Raw genomic sequence first — 26,189 nt, forward strand, 5'->3', positions numbered from 1 at the left:
CCAATGGGCGGGGTGGGAAACATTAAAAAAAAATAAAAACAATCTAGTCTCCACCCCTTCCGTCTTTTGGCAAAATACCAAAAGACACCTTCACCTAGAAGAAACTTAGAACATTTTATTAAAAAAAACAGAAGGGGAAGGAACTGTTTATATAAAAAATTATTATTCGTGTATGAAAGTATGAGTAAAACTCTCCAAACTACAAGGGATAGCTGCCCAATGGGCGGGGTGGGAAACATTAAAAAAAAATAAAAACAATCTAGTCTCCACCCCTTCCGTCTTTTGGCAAAATACCAAAAGACACCTTCCCCTACAAGAAACCTAGAACATTTCATTAAAAATATATAGAAGGGGAAGGAACTGTTTGTTTGAAAAAATTATTCGTGTACGCAAGTATGAGAAAAACTCCCCAATCTGAAAGGAATAGCTGCCCAATGGGCGGGGTGGGAAACGTTAAAAAAAAATAAAAACAATCTAGTCTCCACCCCTTCCGTCTTTTGGCAAAATACCAAAAGACACCTTCCCCTACAAGAAACCTAAAACATTTTATTAAAAAAAACAGAAGGGGAAGGAACGTTTTGTAAATGACATTATTAAAGTACGCAAGTGAAAAAAAAAGTTCCCCACCCTGAAAGGGAGGGGTGCCCGGAGGGCGGGGTGGGTTTACTTCCTATTTTCTTTAAAATGATCCCGAATATCCTTTAAAACTGATGGCAAAAAATCAAATACCATCTTATTTTCATATCGAAGTACAATAAATCCCATATTTTCTAAAAAAGTGTCACGTTTTCTGTCATATTCTTCAGCTTTGGAGTTCATATGTACCTGGCCATCGAGTTCAATAATCAATCCTTCCGAAGGACAATAAAAATCCACAATATAATTATGAATGCTATGTTGTCTTCTGAATTTTCTACCTTCTAGCTGACTTCTTTGTAAATGCTTCCACAAAAAAGCTTCTGCAGGAGTAGCATTACTACGCAACCTACGCCTAAAAGTTCTCAACTCAGGTTTATCATGTATCTTCCTTTTCCTCATATTCCTGTTTTTCAACACATTAAAAATAATAAAATAACGTGTAAAACCTAAAAACCATCCGGCCCTTACCCCTTCCGTCTTTTTACGCAAAAGTAAAAAGACACCTTCCCCTACAAGAAACCTAGAACATTTCATTAAAAATATATAGAAGGGGAAGGAACGTTTTGTAAATGACATTATTAAAGTACGCAAGTGAAAAAAAAAAGTTCCCCACCCTGAAAAGGAGGGGTGCCCGGAGGGCGGGGTGGGTTTACTTCCTATTTTCTTTAAAATGATCCCGAATATCCTTTAAAACTGATGGCAAAAAATCAAATACCATCTTATTTTCATATCGAAGTACAATAAATCCCATATTTTCTAAAAAAGTGTCACGTTTTCTGTCATATTCTTCAGCTTTGGAGTTCATATGTACCTGGCCATCGAGTTCAATAATCAATCCTTCCGAAGGACAATAAAAATCCACAATATAATTATGAATGCTATGTTGTCTTCTGAATTTTCTACCTTCTAGCTGACTTCTTTGTAAATGCTTCCACAAAAAAGCTTCTGCAGGAGTAGCATTACTACGCAACCTACGCCTAAAAGTTCTCATCTCAGGTTTATCATGTATCTTCTTTTTCCTCATAACCCTCTTTTTCAGCACATTAAAAATAATAAAATAACGTGTAAATCCTAAAATCCATCCAGCCCTTACCCCTTCCGTCTTTTTACGCAAAAGTAAAAAGACACCTTCCCCTGGAAAAAACTTAGAAGATTTCATAAAAAATATTTAGAAGGGGAAGGCGCTGTTTGAAAAAATGTATAGATAAGTTCACTAATTAATTTTATGCTTTTTTGCAAACCCAACATTTATCAATAACTTTAAAATCTAATCACTAAAGAACATCATATGAAGAAAAGACTAGTACTATTATCAACGCTATTTTTAGGGTTGGTTTCAACATCTATTGCTCAACAGCAAGGGAAAAAGGCATCTTTAAATGAAGATGGAACGATTTCGGTAGAAACAGTTATACTTCCAGAAAAACACAACAATACTGAACAAACCCAAGAATTTGATTTACTCTGGCGATTTGGCCAAGCAGCTAATCCAACATTTAAAAACTCAAGAGGTGTTACTCTTGCAGACGTTGATAATGACGGGGTGGAAGAAATAATATACGGATTTTGGGACACATTATATGTCCTAAAAGGTGACGGATCGGTTTTGTGGGAAAAACCTATAAGCGGCAGCATTTTACTACCTCCTACAGTAGTAGATTTAGATAATGATGGCACCGTTGAAATCATTGTAAACACAGGAGGTATTCCATTTGCTGGTCGAGTTTATTTGTTAGATAATGAAGGAAACGATCTTCCTGGTTGGCCATTGAATTTTGATAATAATTGGATGATAAACGCACCTGCCGTTGCAGATCTTGATGATGATGGTACTCTAGATATTATTACGTGTGAACGTGTAAGTAGCACTTTGGGGAAAATTCACGCACTTAAAATGGACGGAACGCCAATTAACGCAAATTGGCCAGTTGAAGTTGGAGCTACTCCTGGTTTTACACCTTCAATTGGAGACGTAGACAATGATGGAAATCTTGATGTAGTAATTTCTGCTTCCTCAGGCGGAATGTACATTTTTGACAATCAAGGTCAAATATTTCCAGGTTTCCCTGTTGTAGATCCAAATGTAAAATACTCTTACCAATCTCCTATTCTAGCTGATCTGGATGAGGATGGTGATTTAGAAATAATTGGCAGTAATCACGGAGACTCACCTGGCTTTTACGTTATGGAGCACGACGGATCCTATAAAGCGGGTTGGCCAATTACACTTAGCGGATGGACATATTCTCCAGCAACAGTTCTTGACGTAGATAACGATGGTACATTTGAAATATTTTTATCTGATAGAATTTCAAGCGGCACCCCTGGAGAAGAATTACCAGTAATCTATGGCTTAGACCCAGACGGCGGCAACCTGCCTAATTTCCCATTTGAGAAATATGGAGGTACTGAAGGTGTACTTTCTATTGCAGATGTAAATAACGATGGTGTGTTAGACATTGTTTTCCCAAGCACCATGACTGATGCAGATGGTATTGGATACATTCACGCCTACTCTCTGGATGGAAGTGGTGAAGTTGATGGCTTCCCAATAAGACCAAGAGGATTTACTTTTCTAAACGGAGTTGTTCTAGGAGATGTTGACAATGACGGACAACTAGATTTAACTGCGAACAGTTACACACAAACTTTTGGAAGTGGTGTAGATTCAACTTTTGTTAGTGTTTATAGTTTAAATGTACCATACAATCCTGAAAGCATAAAAAGGAATGGTTACAAAGGAAATAACACTCGAGATGGATTAGTGAAGTTAGATGACACTGCTGGAGTCTCTACTTTTAGTTCCGTTTCACAAATTTCAGTTTTCCCTAATCCTTCAGATGGAATTTTAAGTTTTACAATTCCTACTGCTATTCAGAATGCTGAAGTAAATGTTTACAGCATTGACGGGAAATTGGTTTTCTCTAAAAAAGGAAATCTAGAAAAAACCTCAACATACAATTTAAAACACCTTAATAATGGCTTGTATTTCGTTAAAGTTTCTGATGGCAAAAGCACTTCTACTGCAAAGTGGATGAAGAAATAATCAATTAAAATACACCTATAAAAACAAGTCCCTTTTCATTAGCTGAAAAGGGACTTGTTCTATTTGTTTGAATAATTTAATCTTTCAAAACTACTCTATAACGTTCTTTGAATAGCTGCGCCATTTCTCTAGGCACAAATCCATGTCTTCAGGAATAGGAGTCTCAAAACGCATAAATTCTTCAGTAACTGGGTGTACAAACCCTAGCGTTCGTGCGTGTAAGGCTTGACGTGGTAGAATTTTAAAACAGTTATCTACAAATTGCTTGTATTTAGAAAATGTAGTGCCCTTTAATATTTTCTCACCTCCGTAACGTTCATCATTAAAAAGTGTGTGCCCAATGTACTTCATATGCACTCTTATTTGGTGTGTACGTCCAGTTTCTAATCTACAAGAAACCAAAGTAACATAACCTAAACGTTCTAATACTTTATAATGTGTAACAGCTGGTTTTCCTTTTTCTTCGTCGTCATTTTCGTAAACTGTATTTTGCAAACGGTTTTTAGGGTGGCGCCCTATATTTCCCTCAATAGTTCCTTCGTCTTCTTCAACATTACCCCAAACCAAAGCAACATATTCTCGCTCTGTAGTTTTATCAAAAAACTGCTTTGCTAGATGTGTCATAGCTTCTTCAGTTTTCGCAACTACTAAAAGTCCGCTAGTGTCTTTATCTATTCTGTGTACTAAACCAGGGCGATTACTACTGTTGTTTGGGAGGTTTTCAAAATGATAAGTAAGCGCATTTATTAGCGTTCCGCTATAATTTCCATGTCCCGGATGTACTACCATTCCTGCTTCTTTGTTAACTACAAGTACAGCGTCATCTTCATAAACTATATCGATGGGAATATCTTCGGGTACTAATAAAAACTCGTAAGGAGGATGTTCAAATAATACAGTAACTATATCGCCTCCTTTTACTTTGTAATTGGATTTCACAGGTACATCATTAACATAGATGTTTCCTGCAGTTGCAGCTTTTTGTATTTTGTTTCGAGTCGCCTTTTCAATAAGGTTCATCAGGTATTTATCTACCCTTAATGGATTTTGTCCTTTATCAGCTTTAAATCGGTAATGTTCATAAAGATCATCATTACCTGCATTTTCTTCTATCTCTTCTTCGTTAAAATTCGCCATTGTTTTCTTCTATGTTTTCTATTGGCGTATCTTGATTTTCTTCAGAAGATTCTTCGCCTTCAGTCTGGATTTTATTTAATGATTGATCTCCGACTATTAAATCTATCACAGATGTTTTTTGAATTTTAGTACCTGGCTCTAATTTCTCACCGTTAAAACGCATTTCCAAAACGTTATCACTAATATGTGGACGATAGCTAATCTTACCAATTTCAAAACCCATTGCTAAGAGTGTAGGTTCTGCTTGACGACGGGTTCTTCCTAAAATGTTTGGAACTTCAATTTTTCTATATCCTGAGGGATTAAGTGTTAAGTATAATTTCCTGTTTTCTTTTACAAATTTACCAGGCTTAGGTATTTGCTCAATTACAGAATACCTCGGAAAATCGGGGTTGTAATTTGCAGAGTCTAAAATTTCGTAACGCAAACTCATTTCGTCTAACTTTTCCTCAACCTTATCTAAAGACATTTTAGCAAGATTTGGAACTTCGGTAGTTTCGTTGTGGTTAGTGGTGAATTTCAACCACCATAAAGTTAAGAATATCAAAGCTATTAAAACCACTACTGCTAGTAGTAACTGCTTGACAAATGCTTTGGTAAACAAAAACTGAAAAAAGGTCATATGCTTCTTAGTTAAGACACAAAAATATAAAAATCAAAGGTAGTATCTTTTGGTTAAAATTAAATTTAATTGGGAAATGAAATCAAAATCAATTTTTAATAGCTTTTTATAGATATAACTTGATTCGCATAACATACAAGACTAACTTTTTAATACTTTTGTAAACGTAGATTTCCACCCTTTATGATAATGGTTTTAGTGGAATAGTAATCTTTCTTTATGGGCAAAAAAAATATTGCAGTTGCCATGGGCGGATATTCAAGCGAATTTGAAATATCCATTAAAAGTGGCGGAGTGGTTTGCGAGTCACTCGATAAAAATAAATACAACGTTTATCCAATCCATATTTTGGAATCGGGATGGTATTATGTTGCCGAAAATGGCACAAAATATCCTGTAAACAAAGCTGATTTCAGTTTTGATAATGGTTCAGAAACTTCAATTGTTCCTGACGCTGTTTTTAACACCATTCACGGTACCCCTGGAGAAGATGGGTATTTACAAGCATATTGGGACTTACTTGGAATTCCACATACCAGTGCAGATTATTATCAAGCCGCCCTTAGTTTCAACAAGCGAGATTGTCTTTCTGTTTTAAAGAATTTTGGAGTGCTTTGTGCTAACTCATACTACGTTAATAAAGGAACAGATATCAACGTAGAAGAAATTGTTAGAATTACCGGCCTACCTTGTTTCGTAAAACCGAACCGTTCTGGCTCTAGCTTCGGAATTAGTAAAGTAAACGAAATGTCCGAAATTTTACCTGCTATAGAAAAGGCATTTTCAGAAGACACTGAGATAATCATCGAAACCGCCTTGGTTGGCGTTGAAGTTTCGGTTGGAGTTTATAAGGATGGCAATGAAATAATTGCGCTCCCAGTCACTGAAATTGTAAGTGAAAATGAATTTTTCGACTATGAGGCCAAGTATCTTGGCCAATCGCAAGAAATCACCCCAGCTAGAATTTCAGATAGGGAAACTGATGTCGTAAAAAAAGAAGCAGTTCGCATATACAAATTGCTAAAAATGAAAGGTATTGCACGTAGTGAGTTTATTATAGAAAAAGGGAAACCCTATTTTATAGAAACCAATACCAATCCAGGGCTATCCACCGAAAGTATTGTTCCTAAACAAGTACGTGAAGCAGGAATGACACTAACACAATTTTTCGATATATTAATTCAGAATGTAATAAATTGATGAATCTTAACTAATGTGATTGAAAAATCGACTTTTCTTTTTACAGTTTAAAGATTCAGCCAAACCTATAAACAATGAAATACTACCTCATAGCAGGAGAAGCATCAGGAGATTTACACGGTGCCAACCTAATGAAAGCCATTCAAAAAGAGGATTCCGATGCGAATTTCCGTTTTTGGGGTGGGGATTTAATGAAGGCTACTGGGGGGACCGAAGTAAAACACTATCGCGACCTTGCTTTTATGGGGTTTACTGAAGTGTTAATGAATTTGCGAACTATTCTGAAGAATATAAAATTCTGCAAACAGGACATTGAAAGTTTTAATCCTGATGTTATAATTTTTATTGACTATCCTGGTTTTAATCTTCGAATAGCAAAATGGGCAAGGCAAAAAGGCTACAAAACACATTATTATATTTCACCACAAATTTGGGCTTGGAAAGAAGGTCGAATTAAAGACATTAAACGCGATGTTGATGAAATGTATGTTATTCTTCCTTTTGAAAAAGATTTCTACGAAAACAAACACAATTTTCCAGTTCATTTTGTAGGTCATCCTCTTATTGATGCAATTTACAATCAAAAACAAATTGACCCTCAAGCCTTTAAAAAAGAAAATAAACTTGACGAACGCCCTATAATTGCGCTATTACCGGGAAGCAGAAAGCAAGAAATCACCAAAATGCTGGAAATAATGATTTCTGTGGCTAAAGAATTTAAAGAGTATCAATTTGTTATTGCCGGAGCTCCAAGTCAGGAAAAATCGTTTTATGAATCGTTCTTAACCACTAAGAATGTTCATTTTATCACCAACAAAACCTACGAACTTTTAAGTATTGCAAATGCAGCATTAGTAACCTCTGGAACAGCAACGTTAGAGACAGCACTATTTAAAGTACCTCAGGTAGTCTGCTATAAAGGCGGAAGAATTTCCTACGAAATTGCAAAGCGTGTAATAAACCTTAAATACATTTCGTTAGTAAACCTAATTCTAGACAGAGAAGTTGTTACAGAATTAATTCAAACCGACTTTAATACCAAACGTTTAAAAGAAGAACTCACTAAAATATTAGAGCCAAAAAAACGAAATGCGATGTTTTTGGACTATTATGAACTTGAAAAAACTCTTGGCGGGAGAGGTGCTAGTGAAAACACCGCCAAACTAATTACCTCTTCTATAAAGCTTAACTAGAAATTTTTACTAATTTTAAGGGCTAACCCACTATATTCTTGAAATGAAAAAAATACTGTTGCTATCATTTTTCACATTGTTTCTAGTATCGTGTGGTACTACACGAAATACTTCTATCTACCCGGTTAATGAAACAAGTAAAGTTAACTTGAATAAGAAGAAGCCCATAAAGAATATTACAGTTCAGAAAAGTAATGCATTAACTATTGAGGAACCTGAAGAGGAAGCTTTCCTAGATAGTGCTAAGGAGAAATTAGAAGCTATTAAGCATAAAATTATAAGCTACGCCAAAACTTTTGAAGGAACGCGCTATAAGTTTGGAGGTACTACCGAAGCTGGAATGGACTGCTCAGGATTGGTATGTGTAGCATTTGAAAAAGAAAATATCAGCTTGCCAAGGATTTCTCGAGATATGGCAACCAAAGGCATTCCTGTTACAAAAGATGAAGTTGAAGAAGGAGATTTAGTATTCTTTAAAACCAGCCGTCGAAACACAATTAACCACGTAGGTATAATAGTTGAAGCAATAGATGGAGAAATAAAATTTATCCATTCTTCAACGAGCGCAGGAGTTATAATATCCTCATTAAATGAAGCTTATTGGAAAAAGGCATTTGTTTCGTTTAGGAGAGTGTTAGAAATTTAAAAAAACATCGCCATTACTTTTAGTTAAAAACAATTTAAAATTATTTTTACCACAAAATATAATAACAGAAATAAATGGACATTGAGCAAATATTTAAAAACAACCAAAACTGGGTTAACAAAAAACTAGGAGTAGATCCAGATTATTTCAAAAACCTAGCTAATGGACAAAATCCTGATATTCTTTATATAGGTTGTAGCGATAGCAGGGTTACTGCAGAAGAGGTTATGGGTGTTAAGCCTGGAGATGTTTTTGTTATGCGAAACATTTCCAACATGGTATCCAATTTAGACTTAAGCGCGATGAGTGTAATTGATTACGCTGTAAGTGTTTTAAAAGTAAAAAATATTGTTATCTGTGGTCATTATGGCTGTGGAGGTGTAAAAGCTGCTATGGAGTCTAAAGACCTAGGAATATTAAATCCTTGGCTTAGAAATATTAGAGATGTTTACCGCATACATCGCGATGAACTTAATGAAATAGGTTGTGAAGAAGAAAAATACAGACGCCTGGTAGAACTTAATGTTCAAGAACAGTGTGTAAACGTTATTAAAACAGCCGATGTACAAATTGCTGTTCGTCAAGGAAGATTGTCTGTACACGGATGGGTAATGGATATAGGAACAGGAAAACTTATTGACCTGAATATCGATTTCGAAAAAGTTCTAGAAGGAATTATGGAGATTTATCATTTAGATAAAGATGAAATTAAGTTAAAATAAAAAAAGCCGCTTCAACAAAATGAAGCGGCTTTTTTTTACACCTCCCCTATTAAATAGACGGAAGCATTTCTTTATTAATTCAAGATTACATTCTTTCTGGCACTTGAATACCTAATAGCGCAAACGCACTTTTTATAACTTCTCCAACTGCTGCAGAAAGCTTTACACGGAAAGCTTTTTCAACTTCATTGTCTGTTGCTAAAATTGGCACGTTTTGGTAAAAACTATTAAATTCCTTCACCAAGTCGTAGGTGTAGTTTGCAATAAGTGCTGGGCTATAGTTTTGAGCTGCCAACTGAATTGCTTCAGGATATTGCTTAATTATTTTTATCAGCTCTTTCTCTTTTGGATGCATTGTCACTTCGGAAGAGTCTACGCTCTTTGAAGTAGAAGCCGCTTTTCGCAAAATAGACTGAATCCTAGCGTAAGTATATTGAATAAAAGGACCTGTATTTCCTTGGAAATCTACACTTTCCTCTGGATTGAATAAAATTCGCTTTTTCGGGTCAACTTTAAGTATGTAATACTTTAAAGCTCCTAGACCAATAGTTCTGTATAGCGCTTCTTTTTCTTCATCAGAAAACTCGTCGATTTTCCCTAGTTCTTCAGAAATCTCGCGAGCAGTGGCTGTCATTTGAGCAATTAAATCATCCGCATCAACTACGGTTCCTTCTCTACTTTTCATTTTACCAGATGGAAGATCCACCATACCGTAACTTAAGTGAAACAGGTTTTCTGCCCATTTATAACCAAGTTTTTTAAGGATTAAAAACAATACCTTAAAATGGTAGTCTTGTTCATTTCCTACAGTGTAAATCATCCCACCTACATCTTGATGATCTTTTACACGTTGTACTGCTGTTCCTAAATCCTGAGTCATATACACCGCAGTACCGTCACTTCTTAAAACAAGTTTTTCGTCAAGGCCATCTTCGGTTAAATCGCACCAAACAGAGCCGTCATCTTTCTTAAAGAAAACGCCCTTTTTAAGACCTTCATCTATAATATCTTTTCCTAATAAATAAGTATCACTTTCGTAGTAATAGAAATCGAAATCTACACCAATAGATTTATAAGTTTCCTCAAAACCTTCGTAAACCCAACCATTCATCTTAGTCCACAAGTCCACAGTTTCCTTATCACCTGCTTCCCATTTTCTAAGCATATTTTGTGCTTCTAGCATAAGTGGGGCTTGTGCTTTAGCTTCATCTTCAGTTTTACCTTCAGCTTTTAAAGCTACAATTTCCTTCTTGTATTCTTGATCGAATTTTACATAGTAGTTACCAACTAACTTATCGCCTTTTAAATTGGTAGACTCTGGAGTTTCACCATTTCCAAACTTCTCCCAAGCGAGCATACTTTTACAAATATGAATCCCACGGTCGTTGATAATTTGAGTTTTATATACTTTTTTTCCTGCAGCCTTTTCAATTTCAGCAACTGAATATCCAAGTAAAACATTTCTAACATGTCCTAAGTGCAAAGGCTTGTTTGTGTTTGGTGAAGAATATTCAACCATCAAAGCTTCACTTCCTTGCGGCACTTTTCCGTAAGTTGAAAAATCGGTCACTGAATTAAAGAAATTCAGATAATACGAATCACTTAAAACTATATTCAAGAATCCTTGAACAACGTTGAATTTTTCAATTTCTTCAACATTTTCAACTAAATAATTACCGATGGATTCACCAATTTGTACAGGATTACCTTTAACCACCCGAAGCATAGGAAATACAACTGCGGTAATATCGCCTTCAAAATCTTTACGTGTTGGCTGTAATTCTACCGATGGAAGTTCAGCGTCATAAATGCTTTTAACTGCTTCTTTAATTTTAATTTCAAGGGTTTCTTGGAGTGTCATAACATCGAATATAAAGTGGAAAACTCTTTCGCTAATGCCTTAGAGTTAATCGGCAAAGATACTTTTTTGAAACCTTAAATCCGAATTGATATTTCTGAAATTTTCAAACCTATCACTTAACCTTTATTTAAACTTCTGGTAAAGTCTAAGTCGAGAAGCCGTGCGTCCTTTGCAGAAAAAACTATGGACATTTTTTTATACGTATTTGCAGCACTTTTTTCGGTTATAAATCCCTTAGGCACTGTTCCAATATTTGTTGGCTTAACTACTGAAGAGACAAATCGAGAACGCAATCAAACTGCATTATTAACTTCCGTTAATGTGGTTGTGATTTTAATAATTTCATTTTTTGCAGGAACCTATTTATTAGACTTTTTCGGAATAAGTTTAAACGCTTTGCGAATTGCTGGGGGAATGATAATCGTAACCTCTGGATTTGCCTTGTTAACAGGGAGTTTTTCCAAACACAAGGGAATGAAAAACAAGCGCGTTAAAAAGGATTTAGACAAGCGTGAAAAATTCTCGCTTACACCTCTAGCAATACCAATGCTTGCAGGTCCTGGATCAATTTCATTATTAATTACTTTTAATCAGGAATACCAAGGATGGAGTGAAATGGCATTCGTTATCCTCGCAGTAATAGCCGTTGGTATCGCTACGCTACTTATTTTAAGAAGCTCGCACTATATAAGTAAAATATTAGGAGCTTCAGGAATTAATGCTATCTCCAGAATAGTAGGATTTATTGTAATTTCAATTGGTGTAGAATATATCAGTTCCGCAGTTATTTCAACTTTGAAAACTATATACAACTAAAGTTTAACTCCTATTCTTCAACAGTGCTCCGCCCACAAGTGCTAATACACCTATACCTATCATCCCTAAAGTTTGATTAGACAAACCTTCTTTTGCATTAACCTCTAAAGGGCCTAGTTCTAGAACAGATTGAGGAACAAATGCATTGTAAAGACCAATAATTATTAGAGCTACTCCAATAACAAGAAGGGCTACTTTTAAAATTTTCATAGAAAGATATTTGTTTGGTTGAATTCTTAAAGATAGGATATTACTTATAAATGCCTAATATGTTAACTACAAATTAGCATAGCTTTAATTATTTTCAATTACTTTTAAATAAAACTAGAACCTTTGAAAATACTACTAACTGGAGCCAATGGATATATTGGCATGCGATTACTACCCGAACTTCTACAAAACGGTCACGAAGTAATTTGCGCCGTCCGAGATAAAAATAGACTTCCTTTAGATCCTGAAACCACAAAAAAAGTATCAGTTGTTGAAGTAGATTTTGCTGAAGAGGTAAACACAGACGATTTTCCAAAAGATATTGATGCTGCTTACTACTTAATTCACTCAATGAGTAGCTCCACTACAGATTTTGACGAAATGGAAGCGCGGTCGGCAATTAACTTTAATAAATATATGGCTACTACTTCTGTTAAGCAGGTGATATATTTAAGTGGAATTGTAAATCAAGAAGAATTATCTAAACATCTCTCTTCAAGAAAAAAGGTAGAAGAAATACTTTACAAAGGAAATTATAATTTAACGGTACTACGTGCAGGAATAGTGGTCGGAAGCGGCAGCTCTTCTTTTGAAATTATAAGAGACTTATGCGAGAAGCTACCTGTAATGATTGCACCAAAATGGTTAAAAACAAGAATACAACCTATTGCAATTCGCGATGTAATCAACTTTTTATACGGGGTTTTAGATAATGATAAATGTTTCAATAAATCTTTTGATATTGGAGGGCCAGACATTTTAACTTACAAAGAAATGCTGATGAAATATTCCAAGATTCGAGGTTTAAAACTTTGGATTATTCCAGTTCCCATTATGTCTCCAAGACTCTCTTCTTATTGGTTGTATTTTGTAACCTCCACTTCATATAAGTTAGCCGTAAACCTAGTTGATAGCATGAAGATGGAAGTTGTTGCTAACGACAATAATCTTCAAGAAATTTTAAACATTCAGCCGATATCTTATGAAGAAGCAATTAAAAAAGCTTTTGAAAAAATCGAACAGAATCTTGTAGTATCGAGTTGGAAAGATTCGTTAGTAGCTGGAAGAATCACAAATTTGAAACAATATATTCAGGTTCCAAAATACGGGTGTTTAAAAGATGAAAAAGTGGTTGAAGTAGAAAACCCCGAAATGGTTTTAGACAATATTTGGGCTATCGGCGGCGAAAATGGCTGGTATTACGGAAATTATCTCTGGAAAATACGCGGTTTCGCAGATCGCTTATTTGGTGGTGTAGGGTTACGCCGAGGACGTACCGACCCAAAAAGGATTAACACGGGAGATGCTTTAGATTTTTGGCGTGTACTTTATGCCGATAAAGAAAACAAAAGATTACTTCTATTTGCCGAAATGAAACTACCTGGTGAAGCTTGGTTAGAGTTTTGCATCAACGAAAAAAATGAGCTTATACAAACGGCAACCTTTAGGCCCAAAGGTATTTGGGGAAGGTTATATTGGTATGCAATGCTTCCGTTCCACTATTTTATTTTTGATGGAATGATTCGCAATATTAGTAAAACTCAGCCGAAAACTTAGCTTATTCTTTTGGAAGAAAAACTTCAGCCATCATACAGCGAGCACTTCCACCTCCACAAGTTTCAATGGTAGTAAGTTCGCTACTTAAAATCTCACAATGCTTTTCAATTTCTGAAACTTGCTCTTTGGTCAAGCTTTTATGCGCCGCAGTACTCATTACTAAGTACTTTTTATCCTTACCTTGAACTTGCAGCATATTCCCTGCGAAATGATGCATCTGTTCTTCAGTAATAGCAATTACTTTTTTACCATCTTCTTTTAAATGGTGAAGTACGTTTTTCTTTTCTTTGGCATCGTCGATGGTATCTAAGCAGATAACACAAAAGTCTTCTCCTAGACACATCATTACATTTGTATGGTAAATTGGCAATCGTTTACCATCCACGGTTTGATTTGCTGTGAAGATTACTGGCGTATATTCAAAGTCTTCACAAAACTCAATCAATAACTCCTCGTGAGCACGTGGAGAAAGAGCACAGTATGCTTTCTTATTCACACGATCAAGCAATAAATTACCTGTTCCCTCAAGGAAAATACCTTCATCTTCTGCAGATGTATAATCGTATACATTATTAATTACAAATCCCTCTTTTTCTAGACGCTCCAAAATCTCTTCTCTTCTTTCACGACGTCTATTTTCAGCAAACATAGGATATAAACCTATATCTCCATTTTGGTGAAAACTAATCCAATTGTTTGGAAAGATAGAGTCTGGAGTATCCATTTCTTTAATATCATTTTCCACAATTACCTGAACACCTCTTGCGCGTAATTTCTCTACAAATGCATCAAATTCGAATTGAGCATTTGCATTAATTTCAGCATTTTTTAGTGCTAAGTCCTCCTGGAAAAAATTATTAACCGCCGTTTCTTCGTTCATCCTAAACGCTACTGGGCGAATCATTAAGATTGTATCTGTAATTTGTTTTGCCAATTGAATAAAATTTTAGGCTGCAAATTTAAGTGAAATTAAACAGATAAAAAACGGTTTTAAGAATGTAAATTAATTAGTTAAACGGAAATCAAAACAGAGAAATAAATCTAATTTTTATTGTGAATTTAGCTAAAGAAATAGGCCGTTGTAAATGAAATGTAAATCAATGCTTAAGCACATAAAAACTCAGAATCATCAAAAGGATTACCGCCATATTCTTGAAGAAAAAGTTCATATCTATGGTTTTGCAAATGTCCGGTTTTAAGACAGCCTAATAATGTTTCTTCTAAATCGGTATATGACAGCTTATCTGCTAAGGCAGTATTCATATCAAAAAGTCGAACTGGGTCTGTAGTAAGAGGCTTAGCGTTTGACGTAAAAATCTGTTTCGCTTCGTAATCTATTTTTACATTTACCGCCTCAAATGAGAATTTAAAAAAGTCTTTGTGGAAATTTTGAAATCTCTCATTTGGCATATTTTCAAATTTACAACTCTTACTAATTAAAGCTTTTATTTCATTTAAAATTAGCTTCTTATCTCTCTCCATATATACTGTATTTTTAATCAATACAATGAAGATACGAAGGTTTCGTAAAAAGATATATGCTTAAATAGCAATTTGGCGTCAGTTTAACGCCTAGGCATTCAGTTAGTTAAAAAAATTATGAAAGAAATTACTTTTCAACCTCAAGTCCTTCACTTTCCCAATTAAGGAATCCGCCTTTTAAATCATAAATTTCTTCAAACCCTAAACCTTTAAGAATTGTTGAGGCTTTTTCGCTTCTTCTTCCGCTGCGGCAATAAAGATAAACTGGTTCTTTGGGATCTAAGTCTTTTATTTTACTTGTAAAATCATCTTGTAAAACATCGATATTCACAGCATTTGCAATATGTCCAGCTTCAAATTCTTCAGAAGTACGAACGTCTAATAGTTGTACTTTGTTCTTTGAAATAGCCATTTCAAATTCCTGTGGCGCAATTACGCTTACTTCTTGGGCTACAGTTTTGTCTTTACACGCAGTAAAAAGCAATAGCATTGTAAGTCCGAATAGGGTTATAATATTTTTCATAATGATGTCTTTATTCAACAACTTCGCCTTCCCACTCTGTGATACCACCTTTAAGATTATATGCGTTTTTTACTCCAACAGAGTTTAACAACATACAAGCTTGAGCGCTTCTACCTCCAGAACGGCAGTATACGTAATAGTTTTTTTCAGGATCTAATTCTTTAGCTTGTTTAAGGAATTCGGCTCCGTTGTATATATCAATTTGTTTTGCTTCAGGAATATGACCTTCTTCAAATTCTGCGTCCGTACGAACGTCAATTATCACTCCTTTATCGTCATTTTTGAGTTGTTCAGCCCATTCTTCTTGTGTAAGATCTGCCATAGTAAAATATTTTTTTGGTAAAATTAAGCAATATGTACTAAGCAAAACAAAATTTCAAATATTAATAAGTTGAAATGCAATTTTTCTAAAAATCTTTCTATCTTTAAACTTTCAAATTATGAACACAATTACAATAAATACTTGGTGGTGGAATAACTTACGGAAAACGTCGTGAGCGAAACACCTATGGTATAAATTATATACAAAAAGGCTTGTCATTCACGACAAGCCTTTTTTTTTGGATTTGGCTCAACTAAGCCGCAAAAAAATTATAATAAATAAAATACAAACCATCGTTGAATAGAATTGAAACGAAGACTTATGAAATACAAGTTAAAAACATATTCAAAAAAGTTACTTTCAGACACGCTAACCCCAGTGTCTATTTACCTACGTCTACGCGATAAATTCCCGAATAGTCTTTTGCTTGAAAGCAGTGATTATCACGCCAACGACAATAGTTTCACGTATATATGCTTCAACCCTATTGCTTCAATAAAAGTTGAAAACGAAACTATTTCTCAGCATTTTCCAGATGGAAAAAATACTAGTGTTAAGATTAATCAAAACACCTCACTACCTTTAATAATCGATGAATTTGCTTCTTCTTTTACTTCAGAATCTAACGACTATAAATTCATAAATAATGGGCTTTTTGGGTATATGGCTTTTGATGCAGTTCGTTATTTTGAAGACATTAAACTCACAAAAAAAGAAGAGAACCTTGGTATCCCTGATATTTATTACGCGGTATATCAAAACATAATAGCCATCAATCATTTCAATAACGAAGCTTATATTTTTACGCACACTTATAATACTGAAAACAACATTGCCGAAATTGAACAAATATTAAAATCGAAGAGTTTTGCGGAATATTCATTTAAAACAAGTGGCGCGCGAACCACTAATATCGATGATGAAGATTTTAAGGCACTAGTGCAAAAGTGTAAAGAACATTGCCAACGCGGAGATGTTTTTCAAATCGTGCCGAGTAAACGATTTTCGCAAAAATTTACCGGAGATGATTTTAATGTTTATAGAGCTTTACGCAGTGTGAATCCATCACCATATCTTTTCTATTTTGATTATGGGAACTTCAAAATCTTTGGAAGTTCTCCAGAAGCTCAGTTGATTGTTAAGGGAAATACAGCCGAAATTCATCCAATTGCAGGAACATTTAAACGTACTGGAAACGACGAACAAGATGCTGAATTGGCAAGAAAGCTTTCCAAAGACAAAAAAGAAAATAGCGAACACGTTATGCTTGTTGATTTAGCGCGTAACGATTTAAGTCGTCACGGCTCTAATGTAAAAATTGAAACCTATCGCGAAGTTCAGTTTTTCTCACACGTTATACATTTAGTAAGTAAAGTTACTGCAACAAAAAACACGAATACACCCACAATGCAGATTGTGGCAGACACATTTCCTGCAGGAACTTTAAGTGGTGCTCCAAAACACAAAGCCTTGCAGTTGCTAGAAAAATATGAAAACAGAAGCCGTGAATTTTACGGAGGTGCCATAGGGTTTATGGATTTTAACGGTAACTTTAATCACGCCATTATCATCCGCTCTTTCGTGAGTAAAAACCACACTTTACATTATCAAGCTGGAGCTGGAGTTGTTTCTGAAAGTAATGAAGAAAATGAACTACAAGAGGTTTATAATAAATTAGGCGCACTAACAAAAGCATTGGAATTAGCAGAATCCATCTAACTTAAAAATGGTTCTAGCCTATTAGGTATAAAAATAATTTAAATGAATAGATCAAGTTTAAAATGAAAATATTAGTAATAGATAATTACGACAGTTTCGTTTACAATTTAGTCCACTATTTAGAGGAATTAGATTGCGAAGTAACTATTAAACGCAACGATAAGTTTTACATAGAAGAAGTTGAGGATTACGATAAAATTTTGCTTTCACCGGGGCCAGGGATTCCCGACGAAGCAGGTTTGCTGAAGGAAGTAATTCAGAAGTACGCCTCTTCAAAACCAATACTAGGCGTTTGTTTGGGGCAACAAGCAATTGGCGAAGTGTTTGGCGGAACATTAGAAAACTTAAGCAAAGTTTTTCATGGAGTTGCTACCACTGCTACCATTGTAAAAGCCGACGAACCCCTTTTTAAAGGATTGGATAAAGAATTTGAAATAGGACGATATCATAGTTGGGTTGTTTCAAAAGAAGGTTTTCCTGAAGTTTTAGAGGTTACTTCTTTGGATGAAAACGGACAAATAATGTCGCTACGTCATAAAGTATATGATGTTTGTGGAGTTCAGTTTCACCCTGAAAGCGTACTTACCCCAATGGGAAAACAGATTGTAAAAAATTGGATTGAAAGCTAATATGAAACAAATTCTAAACAGATTGATTAATCACGAGCATCTTGAAAAAGAAGAGGCTAGAGCTGTCTTAGTAAATATTTCAGAAGGCAAATACAATCACAGTCAGATAGCTGCTTTCTTAACGGTTTATATGATGCGAAATGTATGCCTTGAAGAGTTAGAAGGGTTTCGTGATGCTTTACTAGATCTTTGTTTGTCGATAGATTTTAGCGATTACAACACTATAGATTTATGCGGCACTGGAGGCGACGGAAAAAACACGTTTAACATTTCAACCTTAGCGTCGTTTGTTACTGCTGGGGCTGGAGTAAAGGTCACAAAACACGGAAATTATGGTGTATCCTCGGTTAGCGGAAGTAGTAATGTAATGGAAGCTCTAGGAATTAATTTTACAAATAATGAAGACAACTTAAAGCGCTGTTTAGATAAAGCGGGAATTTGCGTTTTACACGCTCCATTATTTCATCCTGCAATGAAAAATGTTGCTCCCATTCGCAGAGAGTTAGGCGTAAAAACCTTCTTTAATATGCTCGGCCCCATGGTAAATCCTGTGAATCCAAAAAATCAATTAGTTGGAGTTTTCGATTTAGAAATGGCAAGAATCTATGGTTATCTCTATCAAAAAAGTGAAAAGAATTATGCTGTTTTACACGCAATTGATGGTTACGATGAAATTTCGTTAACAGGACCCACTAAGATAATTTCAAAAAATTCTGAAGGTTTCATAAATGCTGAAAATTTTGGAGTGAATAAAATTCAGGAATCAGAAATCTATGGAGGCAAAACGGTAAAAGAATCGGCCGAAATCTTTCAGAATATTTTAAACGGCAAAGGTACCGAAGCTCAAAACAATGTAGTTTGTGCAAATGCAGGAATGGCAATTTCAGTTGTTGAGAATTGTACAATTCTACAAGGTTTTGAAAAAGCTAAAGAATCACTGCAATCTGGAAAAGCTTTGAATTCAATAAGAAAATTACAAGAACTTTCTAAATAAAAACCTTAAATAAACACCTGCTTAAAAGCGATTAAAAATTTTTCAAATAACCCAAATCTGAAGTCAAACTGAAAACTTAATCATAAATAAAATGACGATCTTAGATAAAATAACAGCTTACAAGCTAAAAGAAGTTGCTGCCAAGAAGGACGCAATTCCAACGCGTTTATTGGAGAGGTTTCCATTGTTTAAAAAAGAAACGAAGTCTTTAGCTGAGATTTTACAGATTTCAACTACGGGAATTATTGCCGAACACAAGCGTCGCTCCCCTAGCAAATCGGTTATTAATGATAAAGTTTTAATCCACGAAGTAGTTACGGGTTATGAAGAAGCTGGAGCTAAAGGGATTTCAGTGTTGACAGATTCTAACTTTTTTGGAGGTTCGTTAGATGATTTATTGGTTGCTGAAAAGCATACTTCAATCCCAATTTTAAGAAAAGAATTTATAATTGATCCTTATCAAATATACGAATCAAAAGCCTACGGAGCAGATGCGATATTATTGATTGCTGCTTGTCTTTCTTCTGAAGAGTTGAAACAGTATTCCCATCTAGCAAAATCTTTAAATCTCGAAGTGTTGTTGGAAGTTCACAATTTAGAAGAACTCGAAAAATCATTATTACCCAGTGTAGATATGATTGGCGTAAACAACCGAAATCTAAAAAACTTTAAAGTAAATATAGAAACGAGTAAAAAATTATCGGAACATATACCCGATGATTTTGTAAAAGTTTCTGAAAGCGGAATTAGCGATATTGAAACCATTTCAGAACTAAAAACTTATGGATTTCAAGGATTTTTAATAGGTGAAAACTTTATGAAAACCGAAAACCCTGGAGAAACTGCTAAACTTTTTATAAGCTCCTTGTAGGTTTTAAAACCTGCAAGGTATATCAAAATATACCTATGAATGTTAAGTTGAAAATCTGCGGCATGAAACACAACATCGCTGAAGTAGCAAAACTTCAACCAGATTATTTGGGCTTCATCTTTTATGATAAAAGTCCGCGATTTTTCAATGCGGAAGAAATCCCACAACTGCCTGCAGGCGTTAAGAAAGTTGGTGTTTTTGTAGATGAAAACATTTCAAAAGTTATTGAATTGACTAAAAAACATGCTTTAGATATAATCCAGCTTCACGGTAACGAAAGCAATGCGTATGTAAGGGATTTACAATCTAATCTTGAGTTTTCAGACACACTTGTTTGGAAAGCTTTTAGTCTTGATGATAAATTCGACTTTAGTGAATTATCAAATTATGAAAACACAGTAGATAAATTTCTTTTCGACACAAAAGGAAAGGAAAAAGGAGGAAACGGCTACACTTTCAATTGGGAGATATTGAAAGACTATACACTTAAAAAACCTTTCATTTTAAGTGGTGGCATTGGTTTGGATGAAATCGAATCGCTAAAAGAGCTTCTTCAAACCGACCTCCCAATTTACGCAATAGATGTAAACAGCAGATTAGAAGCTAAACCAGGCTTGAAAAATATTGAAGATTTAAAAAGGTTCAAAAATGAATTATAACGTAAACGAAAAAGGGTATTACGGCGATTTTGGCGGTGCTTATATTCCAGAAATGCTTTATCCAAATGTGGAAGAGCTTAGGCAGAATTATTTAAAAGTTATGGGCGAGGAATCTTTTCAAAAAGAATTTCGCCAATTGCTAAAAGAATATGTAGGACGCCCTACTCCACTCTATTTTGCAAAACGTCTTTCAGAAAAATACAACACCAAAATTTATTTAAAACGCGAAGATCTTTGTCATACAGGAGCTCATAAAGTAAACAACACCATCGGGCAGATTTTAATGGCAAAGCGACTAGGTAAAACTCGTATTATCGCTGAAACAGGTGCGGGTCAGCACGGAGTTGCAACAGCTACCGTTTGCGCTTTAATGGGGTTAGAATGTATTATTTTTATGGGAGAAGTTGACATAAAACGTCAAGCCCCAAACGTTGCTAGAATGAAAATGCTTGGCGCAAAAGTGGTTCCAGCAACAAGTGGAAGTAAAACATTAAAAGATGCTACCAACGAAGCCATTCGCGATTGGATTAACAACCCTGTTGATACACACTATATTATAGGAAGTGTTGTAGGGCCACATCCATATCCAGATATGGTCGCGAGATTTCAAAGTGTAATTTCTGAAGAAATAAAAACACAGCTATGTGAAAAAGAAGATCGCGAAAACCCAGACTTTGTTGCGGCTTGCGTTGGCGGTGGAAGTAACGCTGCAGGAGCATTTTACCATTATTTAGACAATCTAGACGTAGGACTTATTGCTGTAGAAGCCGCTGGAAAAGGCATTGATAGTGGTGAAAGTGCTGCAACTTCAGCATTAGGGAAAGTGGGAATTATTCACGGTAGTAAAACGCTATTAATGCAAACCGCAGACGGACAAATAACAGAGCCCTACTCCATTTCTGCTGGTTTAGATTATCCTGGAGTCGGCCCAATGCACGCAAATCTATTTACTTCGGGCCGAGGAGAATTTATCTCAATTACCGATGATAAAGCGATGAAAGCAGGTCTTGAATTGTGCAAACTAGAAGGTATTATTCCCGCAATAGAAAGCAGTCACGCTCTTGCAATTTTTGAAATGAGAAAATTCAAAAAAAATGATGTGGTTGTTGTGAATTTAAGTGGCCGAGGTGATAAGGACCTTGACACTTTTATAAAATATTTCAATCTCTAAATAAATCTAGACCTATTTTGGTTTAATTTTTAGCTATGAATAGAATTCAAAATAAACTTTCAGAAAAAAAACAGCATGCCGGCAAGGCAGGAAAACTACTATCAATCTATTTCACTGCTGGTTATCCAAAATTGGATGATACTGTTGAAATTCTTCAGCAATTGGAGAAAAACGGTGTCGATATGGTTGAAATCGGTTTGCCTTTTAGCGATCCTTTGGCAGACGGCCCCACTATTCAAGAAAGTTCACAACTAGCTTTAAAGAATGGAATGACTACCGAAATTCTTTTTCAACAACTGAAAGATGTGCGAAAAACTGTTTCAATTCCACTAATAATTATGGGGTATTTTAATCCTATTCTGCAATATGGAATTGAAGGTTTTTGTAAAAAATGTGCAGAAGTAGGCATCGACGGCCTAATTCTTCCCGACCTTCCCCTGTCGGAATACAAAGAGCATTACCACGAAATTTTTAAAAAATACAATTTGATAAACGTATTTTTAGTCACACCCCAAACTTCTGATGATCGCATTAGGCAAATCGATACAGCTTCCGATGGATTTATCTACTTAGTGAGTAGCTCAAGTGTTACGGGGAATTCGGATGGATTTGATGAAAATCAAGAGAATTACTTCAGTCGTGTGGCTTCCATGCAGCTAAAAAACCCTCTAATTGTAGGATTCGGAATCAAGGATGCTACTACTTTTAAACAGGCAACTTCAAAAACTAAAGGCGCTATAATTGGTAGTGCTTTTATAAAAACACTTGCTAGGGATGGTAAAAGTGGAATTTCAAACTTTATAGCCTCTATCCGTGAGGTTTAACCATTATTTAGCAAGAGTTTAATATAATTTGTACTCAGATTTCTGTAATTTGGTGGTAAATCAAAAAACAGAGAGATTATGGAAAAGAAATTTGAAAGAAAAAAAGAGCAAAAGAATCCAACCAACCCAACTGGGAAGACAAAGCGCGAAAACAATGAGTTTGATATTGACAAGAAGACAATCAAAAAACAACAAAATAAAAATTAAAGTATTGTCAGGCTTACAACGTTTATGCAACTAAAAAGATAATTTAGAATATGGGAAAAGGAGACAAAAAAACCAAACGCGGAAAAATTAATATTGGCTCTTTTGGAAAATTGAGGCCAAAGCGCAAAAAGTTCAAAATTAGGAGTATGCCTACTAAAGGTACACAAGTAAAATAAGAGTAAAATCCCATCAGGGAAACTCTGATTGTGACATTTTGTAAATCTTTAAGGTATTTAGAACGACAAGTTTGTTCTAAATACCTTTTCTTTTTTAAATGATTCCTAAGAAACTAAGTCGAAATACTATCTTTGCAGCGAACTCATATTTAAGTAAATGAATCAGCCCGTTTCTGGATTTTCTAAAAAAACCAAAGCCGAAAAAATTGAATGGTTAGCAGAAAATTATCTGCAAAACAATCCAAATTCCATTCAAATTTTAAAAGATTACTGGAATGAAGATGCTTCTTTACAGCAACTTCACGACGATTTTATTGAAAACACACTTTCAAACTATTACCTCCCATTTGGTATTGCTCCCAATTTTTTAATCAATGATAAATTGTACGCCTTACCAATGGTTATTGAGGAAAGCTCCGTTGTGGCTGCAGCTAGTAATGCCGCTAAATTTTGGTTGGAACGTGGCGGATTTAAAGCTGAAGTAATTTCTACAGAAAAGAACGGCCAAGTTCATTTAAATTTCTATGGAGACGAAAAAAACATTGAAGCGTTTTTTGAAGAAGTTAAGCCTAAACTCCGCACTAGTATTCAGTCTATCGAGAAAAATATGAAAGCTCGTGGTGGCGGACTTTTAGAACTTTCTTTAATTGATAAGTCGCATATCCTGGATGGCTACTTTTACATCCACGCTACTTTTGAAACCTTGGATGCCATGGGAGCTAATTTCATTAATAGTTGTTTAGAGAAAATGGCTCAGGTTTTTGAAGAAGAGGCGCGACACTATGAGCTCTTTCAAAAAGAAGAAATCTTTCCAGAGGTTGTAATGAGCATACTCTCCAACTATGTACCTGAATGTTTAGTTCGAGCTGAAGTAAGCTGTAAAGTAGATGAACTTACAACAAAACACCACGATGGGAAACAGTTTGCTGAAAAGTTTGTAAGAGCTATTGAAATAGCAAAAACGGAAACAAGACGAGCAGTTACACACAACAAGGGTATAATGAATGGGATAGATGCAGTGGTTTTGGCTACTGGAAACGATTTCCGTGCTGTTGAAGCTGGAGTTCACGCCTATGCTGCAAAAAACAACTACTACGGAAGCTTAACTCACGCAAAAATTGAAGACGATACTTTCACTTTTTGGATTGAATTACCTTTAGCAATTGGAACTATTGGAGGGTTAACTTCCCTTCACCCTTTAACTAAGCTTGCTTTTGAAATCCTACAAAAACCAGATGCTAAAGAATTGATGAAGATAATTGCAGTTGCTGGCTTAGCTCAAAATTTTGCTGCAGTACGTTCATTAGTTACTACAGGAATTCAAAAAGGACATATGAAAATGCACTTGATGAATATTATGAATCAAATGCAGGCTACTAAGGATGAAAAGAATAAAGCCTTAGTGTATTTTAAAGAAAATGCCGTTTCCCATAGTTCGGTAGAAGCATTTTTGAATGATTTGAGAAGATGAGGATTTTAGAAGAATAGAAAATTGATTAATAACTTTCATAGCAACGGTAAATTACTACTCACAGGAGAATATGTCGTTCTTAGTGGGGCTTCTGCTTTAGCGATTCCAACAGCTTATGGACAAAGTTTAAAAATTGAACTTTCAGAAATCAAGGGGCTTCATTGGGAAAGCTATGATGAAAAAGGCGCTATTTGGTTTTCAGACATCTTCGACTTAAAAAGCTTAAAAAGTAAAAATGCGGATAACCCCATTTCTAAAACTTTATCAAACATTCTACTTGAGGCTAGAAGTTTAAATCCTGAATTTCTTTTAAAAGACACAGGACTTCACGTTTCTACAACACTCGATTTTCCTCGTAATTGGGGCCTAGGCACCTCTTCTACTTTAATAAACAACATTGCCCAATGGGCCAATGTTGATGCATTTCAATTACTTAAAAATAGTTTTGGAGGCAGCGGATACGATATTGCAGCGGCTCAAAACGACACTCCTATAGTATATAGGTTAAACAATGAAATTCCCGAAATAAATAAAGCACATCTTCCTTGGGATTTCACCGATTCGATATTTTTTGTTTATCTGAATCAAAAACAAGACAGTAAGCAAGGGATTTCAAGATTTAAGAAAGCGACTGTCACTAAAGCAACAATTAAGAGAATTTCGGAGATTACAAATTCACTTTTAGTTTGCAGTTCACTTGAGGAATTTGAAAGCTTGATGAATAAACACGAGCAAATTATTTCAGAAATAATAAATCTTCCTACGGTTAAGTCAAAGTTATTTGGTGATTTTTCAGGCACCGTAAAAAGCTTAGGCGCTTGGGGCGGCGATTTTGTTTTAGCTACGGGAAACAAAACAGAAATGGAGTATTTTAGAGAAAAAGGATTTAAAAAAATCGTATCTTTTGCAGATATGATTAAATCCTAAATCTGTATGAAACATATAATAATTGCCGTTTTTACACTGCTTTCTGTCGGTACATCAAATTCACAAACAAAAGTTTATTCAGGAAATTCCAATTACGGTAGCGATATTATTTGTAATCTTAAGGATGGAAAAGTTTATAAGAAAAACTCAAATTATTCGAGCGAAATTCTTTGTAAAGTTTCTGGAAATAAAGTGTACAAGAATAACTCCAATTACTCAAGTGATGTTCTATTTACCGTAAAGGAAGGAAAGGTCTATAAAGGAAACTCTAACTACTCAAGCGACATCTTGATGAATATCAAGGATGGGAAGCTATATAAGAAAAACTCTAATTACTCAAGTGATGTCATCCTTACTATAAGAGACGGAAAAGTTTACAATGGCAATTCCAGTTACAATAGTGATGTATTATTTACAATAGACAATTTGGTTACTATCGAGGAGTTTGTAGCTATATGGATCATTCTCAAAAGTTGTGTGTGAATTGAAATAGAATTCTGATTTTTGTTTTTTAAAACAAAGCTTTGGACAATTATCTAGACCTACTGAAACTTATCCTGCCTGA

Annotated in this window: 29 protein-coding genes; 19 read left to right on the forward strand and 10 right to left on the reverse strand. The window is 35.1% G+C overall.

Translation table 11 applies throughout. The annotated features are described in order from the left end of the window. Nucleotides 1–663 precede the first annotated feature (663 nt). Nucleotides 664–1,038, reverse strand: coding sequence for an endonuclease domain-containing protein (locus FHP04_RS13450; protein ID WP_139856660.1), 375 nt, complete (start codon nt 1,036–1,038; stop codon nt 664–666). A 250-nt stretch (nt 1,039–1,288) separates the two neighbouring features. Then, entirely contained in the window at nt 1,289–1,798 is a 510-nt protein-coding gene (locus FHP04_RS13455; RefSeq protein ID WP_317129570.1) for an endonuclease domain-containing protein, read from the reverse strand. A gap of 129 nt (nt 1,799–1,927) precedes the next feature. Between FHP04_RS13455 and FHP04_RS13460 the strand changes: the two genes are divergently transcribed. After that, nucleotides 1,928–3,685, forward strand: a complete 1,758-nt coding sequence (locus tag FHP04_RS13460; RefSeq protein ID WP_139856661.1) for a T9SS type A sorting domain-containing protein — start codon at nt 1,928–1,930, stop codon at nt 3,683–3,685. Nucleotides 3,686–3,775: 90 nt separating this feature from the next. Here the strand turns inward: FHP04_RS13460 and FHP04_RS13465 are convergent, their stop codons facing one another. Then, a complete protein-coding gene (locus FHP04_RS13465; RefSeq protein WP_139856662.1) occupies nt 3,776–4,822 on the reverse strand; it encodes an RluA family pseudouridine synthase in 1,047 nt (348 codons plus the stop codon). After that, nucleotides 4,809–5,444 carry a PASTA domain-containing protein gene (locus tag FHP04_RS13470; protein ID WP_139856663.1) on the reverse strand — a complete coding sequence of 212 codons (636 nt, stop codon included), beginning with the start codon at nt 5,442–5,444 and terminating at the stop codon, nt 4,809–4,811. Before FHP04_RS13470 ends, FHP04_RS13465 begins: the two co-directional genes overlap by 14 nt. Nucleotides 5,445–5,663: 219 nt before the next feature. On the opposite strand from FHP04_RS13470, the gene FHP04_RS13475 reads away from it, so the two are divergent. From FHP04_RS13475 to FHP04_RS13490, 4 genes are all read left to right on the forward strand, one after another. After that, the gene (locus FHP04_RS13475; protein WP_139856664.1) at nt 5,664–6,644 is read left to right on the forward strand and encodes a D-alanine--D-alanine ligase; all 981 of its coding nucleotides are present in this window, start codon (nt 5,664–5,666) and stop codon (nt 6,642–6,644) included. A gap of 74 nt (nt 6,645–6,718) precedes the next feature. After that, entirely contained in the window at nt 6,719–7,837 is a 1,119-nt protein-coding gene (gene lpxB, locus FHP04_RS13480; RefSeq protein ID WP_139856665.1) for a lipid-A-disaccharide synthase, read from the forward strand. 43 nt (nt 7,838–7,880) lie between these two features. Beyond that, nucleotides 7,881–8,483: a C40 family peptidase gene (locus FHP04_RS13485; protein WP_139856666.1), complete on the forward strand. Its 603-nt coding sequence runs from the start codon at nt 7,881–7,883 to the stop codon at nt 8,481–8,483. 74 nt (nt 8,484–8,557) lie between these two features. Beyond that, nucleotides 8,558–9,205: a carbonic anhydrase gene (locus FHP04_RS13490; protein WP_139856667.1), complete on the forward strand. Its 648-nt coding sequence runs from the start codon at nt 8,558–8,560 to the stop codon at nt 9,203–9,205. A gap of 85 nt (nt 9,206–9,290) precedes the next feature. Here the strand turns inward: FHP04_RS13490 and argS are convergent, their stop codons facing one another. After that, nucleotides 9,291–11,066, reverse strand: a complete 1,776-nt coding sequence (argS, locus tag FHP04_RS13495) for an arginine--tRNA ligase (RefSeq protein WP_139856668.1) — start codon at nt 11,064–11,066, stop codon at nt 9,291–9,293. Between the two features lie 183 nt (nt 11,067–11,249). On the opposite strand from argS, the gene FHP04_RS13500 reads away from it, so the two are divergent. Then, a complete protein-coding gene (locus tag FHP04_RS13500; protein ID WP_139856669.1) occupies nt 11,250–11,882 on the forward strand; it encodes a MarC family NAAT transporter in 633 nt (210 codons plus the stop codon). Nucleotides 11,883–11,885: 3 nt separating this feature from the next. On the opposite strand, the gene FHP04_RS13505 is transcribed toward FHP04_RS13500, so the two are convergent. Then, nucleotides 11,886–12,092 carry a hypothetical protein gene (locus tag FHP04_RS13505; protein ID WP_139856670.1) on the reverse strand — a complete coding sequence of 69 codons (207 nt, stop codon included), beginning with the start codon at nt 12,090–12,092 and terminating at the stop codon, nt 11,886–11,888. A gap of 123 nt (nt 12,093–12,215) precedes the next feature. Here FHP04_RS13505 and FHP04_RS13510 point away from each other — a divergent pair, with 123 nt between their 5' ends. Next, nucleotides 12,216–13,649, forward strand: coding sequence for an SDR family oxidoreductase (locus FHP04_RS13510; RefSeq protein ID WP_139856671.1), 1,434 nt, complete (start codon nt 12,216–12,218; stop codon nt 13,647–13,649). 1 nt (nt 13,650) lies between these two features. On the opposite strand, the gene ctlX is transcribed toward FHP04_RS13510, so the two are convergent. The 4 genes from ctlX to FHP04_RS13530 all read right to left on the reverse strand — a co-directional run bounded on the left by ctlX (nt 13,651) and on the right by FHP04_RS13530 (nt 15,976). Next, the gene (ctlX, locus tag FHP04_RS13515; protein ID WP_139856685.1) at nt 13,651–14,553 is read right to left on the reverse strand and encodes a citrulline utilization hydrolase CtlX; all 903 of its coding nucleotides are present in this window, start codon (nt 14,551–14,553) and stop codon (nt 13,651–13,653) included. Nucleotides 14,554–14,753: 200 nt separating this feature from the next. After that, on the reverse strand, nt 14,754–15,131 hold the full coding sequence (locus FHP04_RS13520) for a hypothetical protein (protein ID WP_139856672.1): 378 nt from the start codon (nt 15,129–15,131) through the stop codon (nt 14,754–14,756). A gap of 127 nt (nt 15,132–15,258) precedes the next feature. Further along, nucleotides 15,259–15,654 (reverse strand): rhodanese-like domain-containing protein, encoded by a 396-nt coding sequence (locus tag FHP04_RS13525; RefSeq protein WP_246051438.1) that lies wholly within the window; start codon nt 15,652–15,654, stop codon nt 15,259–15,261. 10 nt (nt 15,655–15,664) lie between these two features. Beyond that, nucleotides 15,665–15,976, reverse strand: a complete 312-nt coding sequence (locus tag FHP04_RS13530; protein ID WP_139856673.1) for a rhodanese-like domain-containing protein — start codon at nt 15,974–15,976, stop codon at nt 15,665–15,667. Nucleotides 15,977–16,297: 321 nt separating this feature from the next. Between FHP04_RS13530 and FHP04_RS13535 the strand changes: the two genes are divergently transcribed. From FHP04_RS13535 to FHP04_RS13585, 12 genes are all read left to right on the forward strand, one after another. Beyond that, nucleotides 16,298–17,695, forward strand: coding sequence for an anthranilate synthase component I family protein (locus tag FHP04_RS13535; protein ID WP_139856674.1), 1,398 nt, complete (start codon nt 16,298–16,300; stop codon nt 17,693–17,695). A gap of 62 nt (nt 17,696–17,757) precedes the next feature. Next, the gene (locus tag FHP04_RS13540) at nt 17,758–18,324 is read left to right on the forward strand and encodes an anthranilate synthase component II (protein WP_139856675.1); all 567 of its coding nucleotides are present in this window, start codon (nt 17,758–17,760) and stop codon (nt 18,322–18,324) included. Between the two features lies 1 nt (nt 18,325). Further along, complete coding sequence (trpD, locus tag FHP04_RS13545) at nt 18,326–19,318, forward strand: anthranilate phosphoribosyltransferase (protein ID WP_139856676.1); 993 nt, start codon at nt 18,326–18,328, stop codon at nt 19,316–19,318. 91 nt (nt 19,319–19,409) lie between these two features. Then, the gene (gene trpC, locus FHP04_RS13550) at nt 19,410–20,189 is read left to right on the forward strand and encodes an indole-3-glycerol phosphate synthase TrpC (RefSeq protein ID WP_139856677.1); all 780 of its coding nucleotides are present in this window, start codon (nt 19,410–19,412) and stop codon (nt 20,187–20,189) included. 62 nt (nt 20,190–20,251) lie between these two features. After that, nucleotides 20,252–20,848, forward strand: a complete 597-nt coding sequence (locus tag FHP04_RS13555; protein WP_139856678.1) for a phosphoribosylanthranilate isomerase — start codon at nt 20,252–20,254, stop codon at nt 20,846–20,848. Further along, complete coding sequence (trpB, locus tag FHP04_RS13560; RefSeq protein WP_139856679.1) at nt 20,838–22,019, forward strand: tryptophan synthase subunit beta; 1,182 nt, start codon at nt 20,838–20,840, stop codon at nt 22,017–22,019. Before FHP04_RS13555 ends, trpB begins: the two co-directional genes overlap by 11 nt. 35 nt (nt 22,020–22,054) lie before the next feature. Next, nucleotides 22,055–22,843 (forward strand): tryptophan synthase subunit alpha, encoded by a 789-nt coding sequence (gene trpA / locus FHP04_RS13565; RefSeq protein WP_139856680.1) that lies wholly within the window; start codon nt 22,055–22,057, stop codon nt 22,841–22,843. 78 nt (nt 22,844–22,921) lie between these two features. Beyond that, the gene (locus tag FHP04_RS14790) at nt 22,922–23,050 is read left to right on the forward strand and encodes a hypothetical protein (RefSeq protein WP_260402650.1); all 129 of its coding nucleotides are present in this window, start codon (nt 22,922–22,924) and stop codon (nt 23,048–23,050) included. Nucleotides 23,051–23,100: 50 nt separating this feature from the next. After that, the gene (locus FHP04_RS13570; protein ID WP_139856681.1) at nt 23,101–23,226 is read left to right on the forward strand and encodes a 30S ribosomal protein THX; all 126 of its coding nucleotides are present in this window, start codon (nt 23,101–23,103) and stop codon (nt 23,224–23,226) included. A 157-nt stretch (nt 23,227–23,383) separates the two neighbouring features. Continuing rightward, the gene (locus tag FHP04_RS13575; RefSeq protein ID WP_139856682.1) at nt 23,384–24,697 is read left to right on the forward strand and encodes a hydroxymethylglutaryl-CoA reductase, degradative; all 1,314 of its coding nucleotides are present in this window, start codon (nt 23,384–23,386) and stop codon (nt 24,695–24,697) included. Nucleotides 24,698–24,718: 21 nt separating this feature from the next. Next, entirely contained in the window at nt 24,719–25,624 is a 906-nt protein-coding gene (locus FHP04_RS13580) for a GYDIA family GHMP kinase (RefSeq protein WP_317129571.1), read from the forward strand. 6 nt (nt 25,625–25,630) lie between these two features. After that, nucleotides 25,631–26,107 (forward strand): hypothetical protein, encoded by a 477-nt coding sequence (locus tag FHP04_RS13585; RefSeq protein ID WP_139856683.1) that lies wholly within the window; start codon nt 25,631–25,633, stop codon nt 26,105–26,107. Nucleotides 26,108–26,189 lie beyond the last annotated feature (82 nt).

Source organism: Aequorivita sinensis, assembly GCF_006346335.1.
In the GTDB taxonomy this organism is placed as follows: Bacteria; Bacteroidota; Bacteroidia; order Flavobacteriales; family Flavobacteriaceae; genus Aequorivita; species Aequorivita sinensis.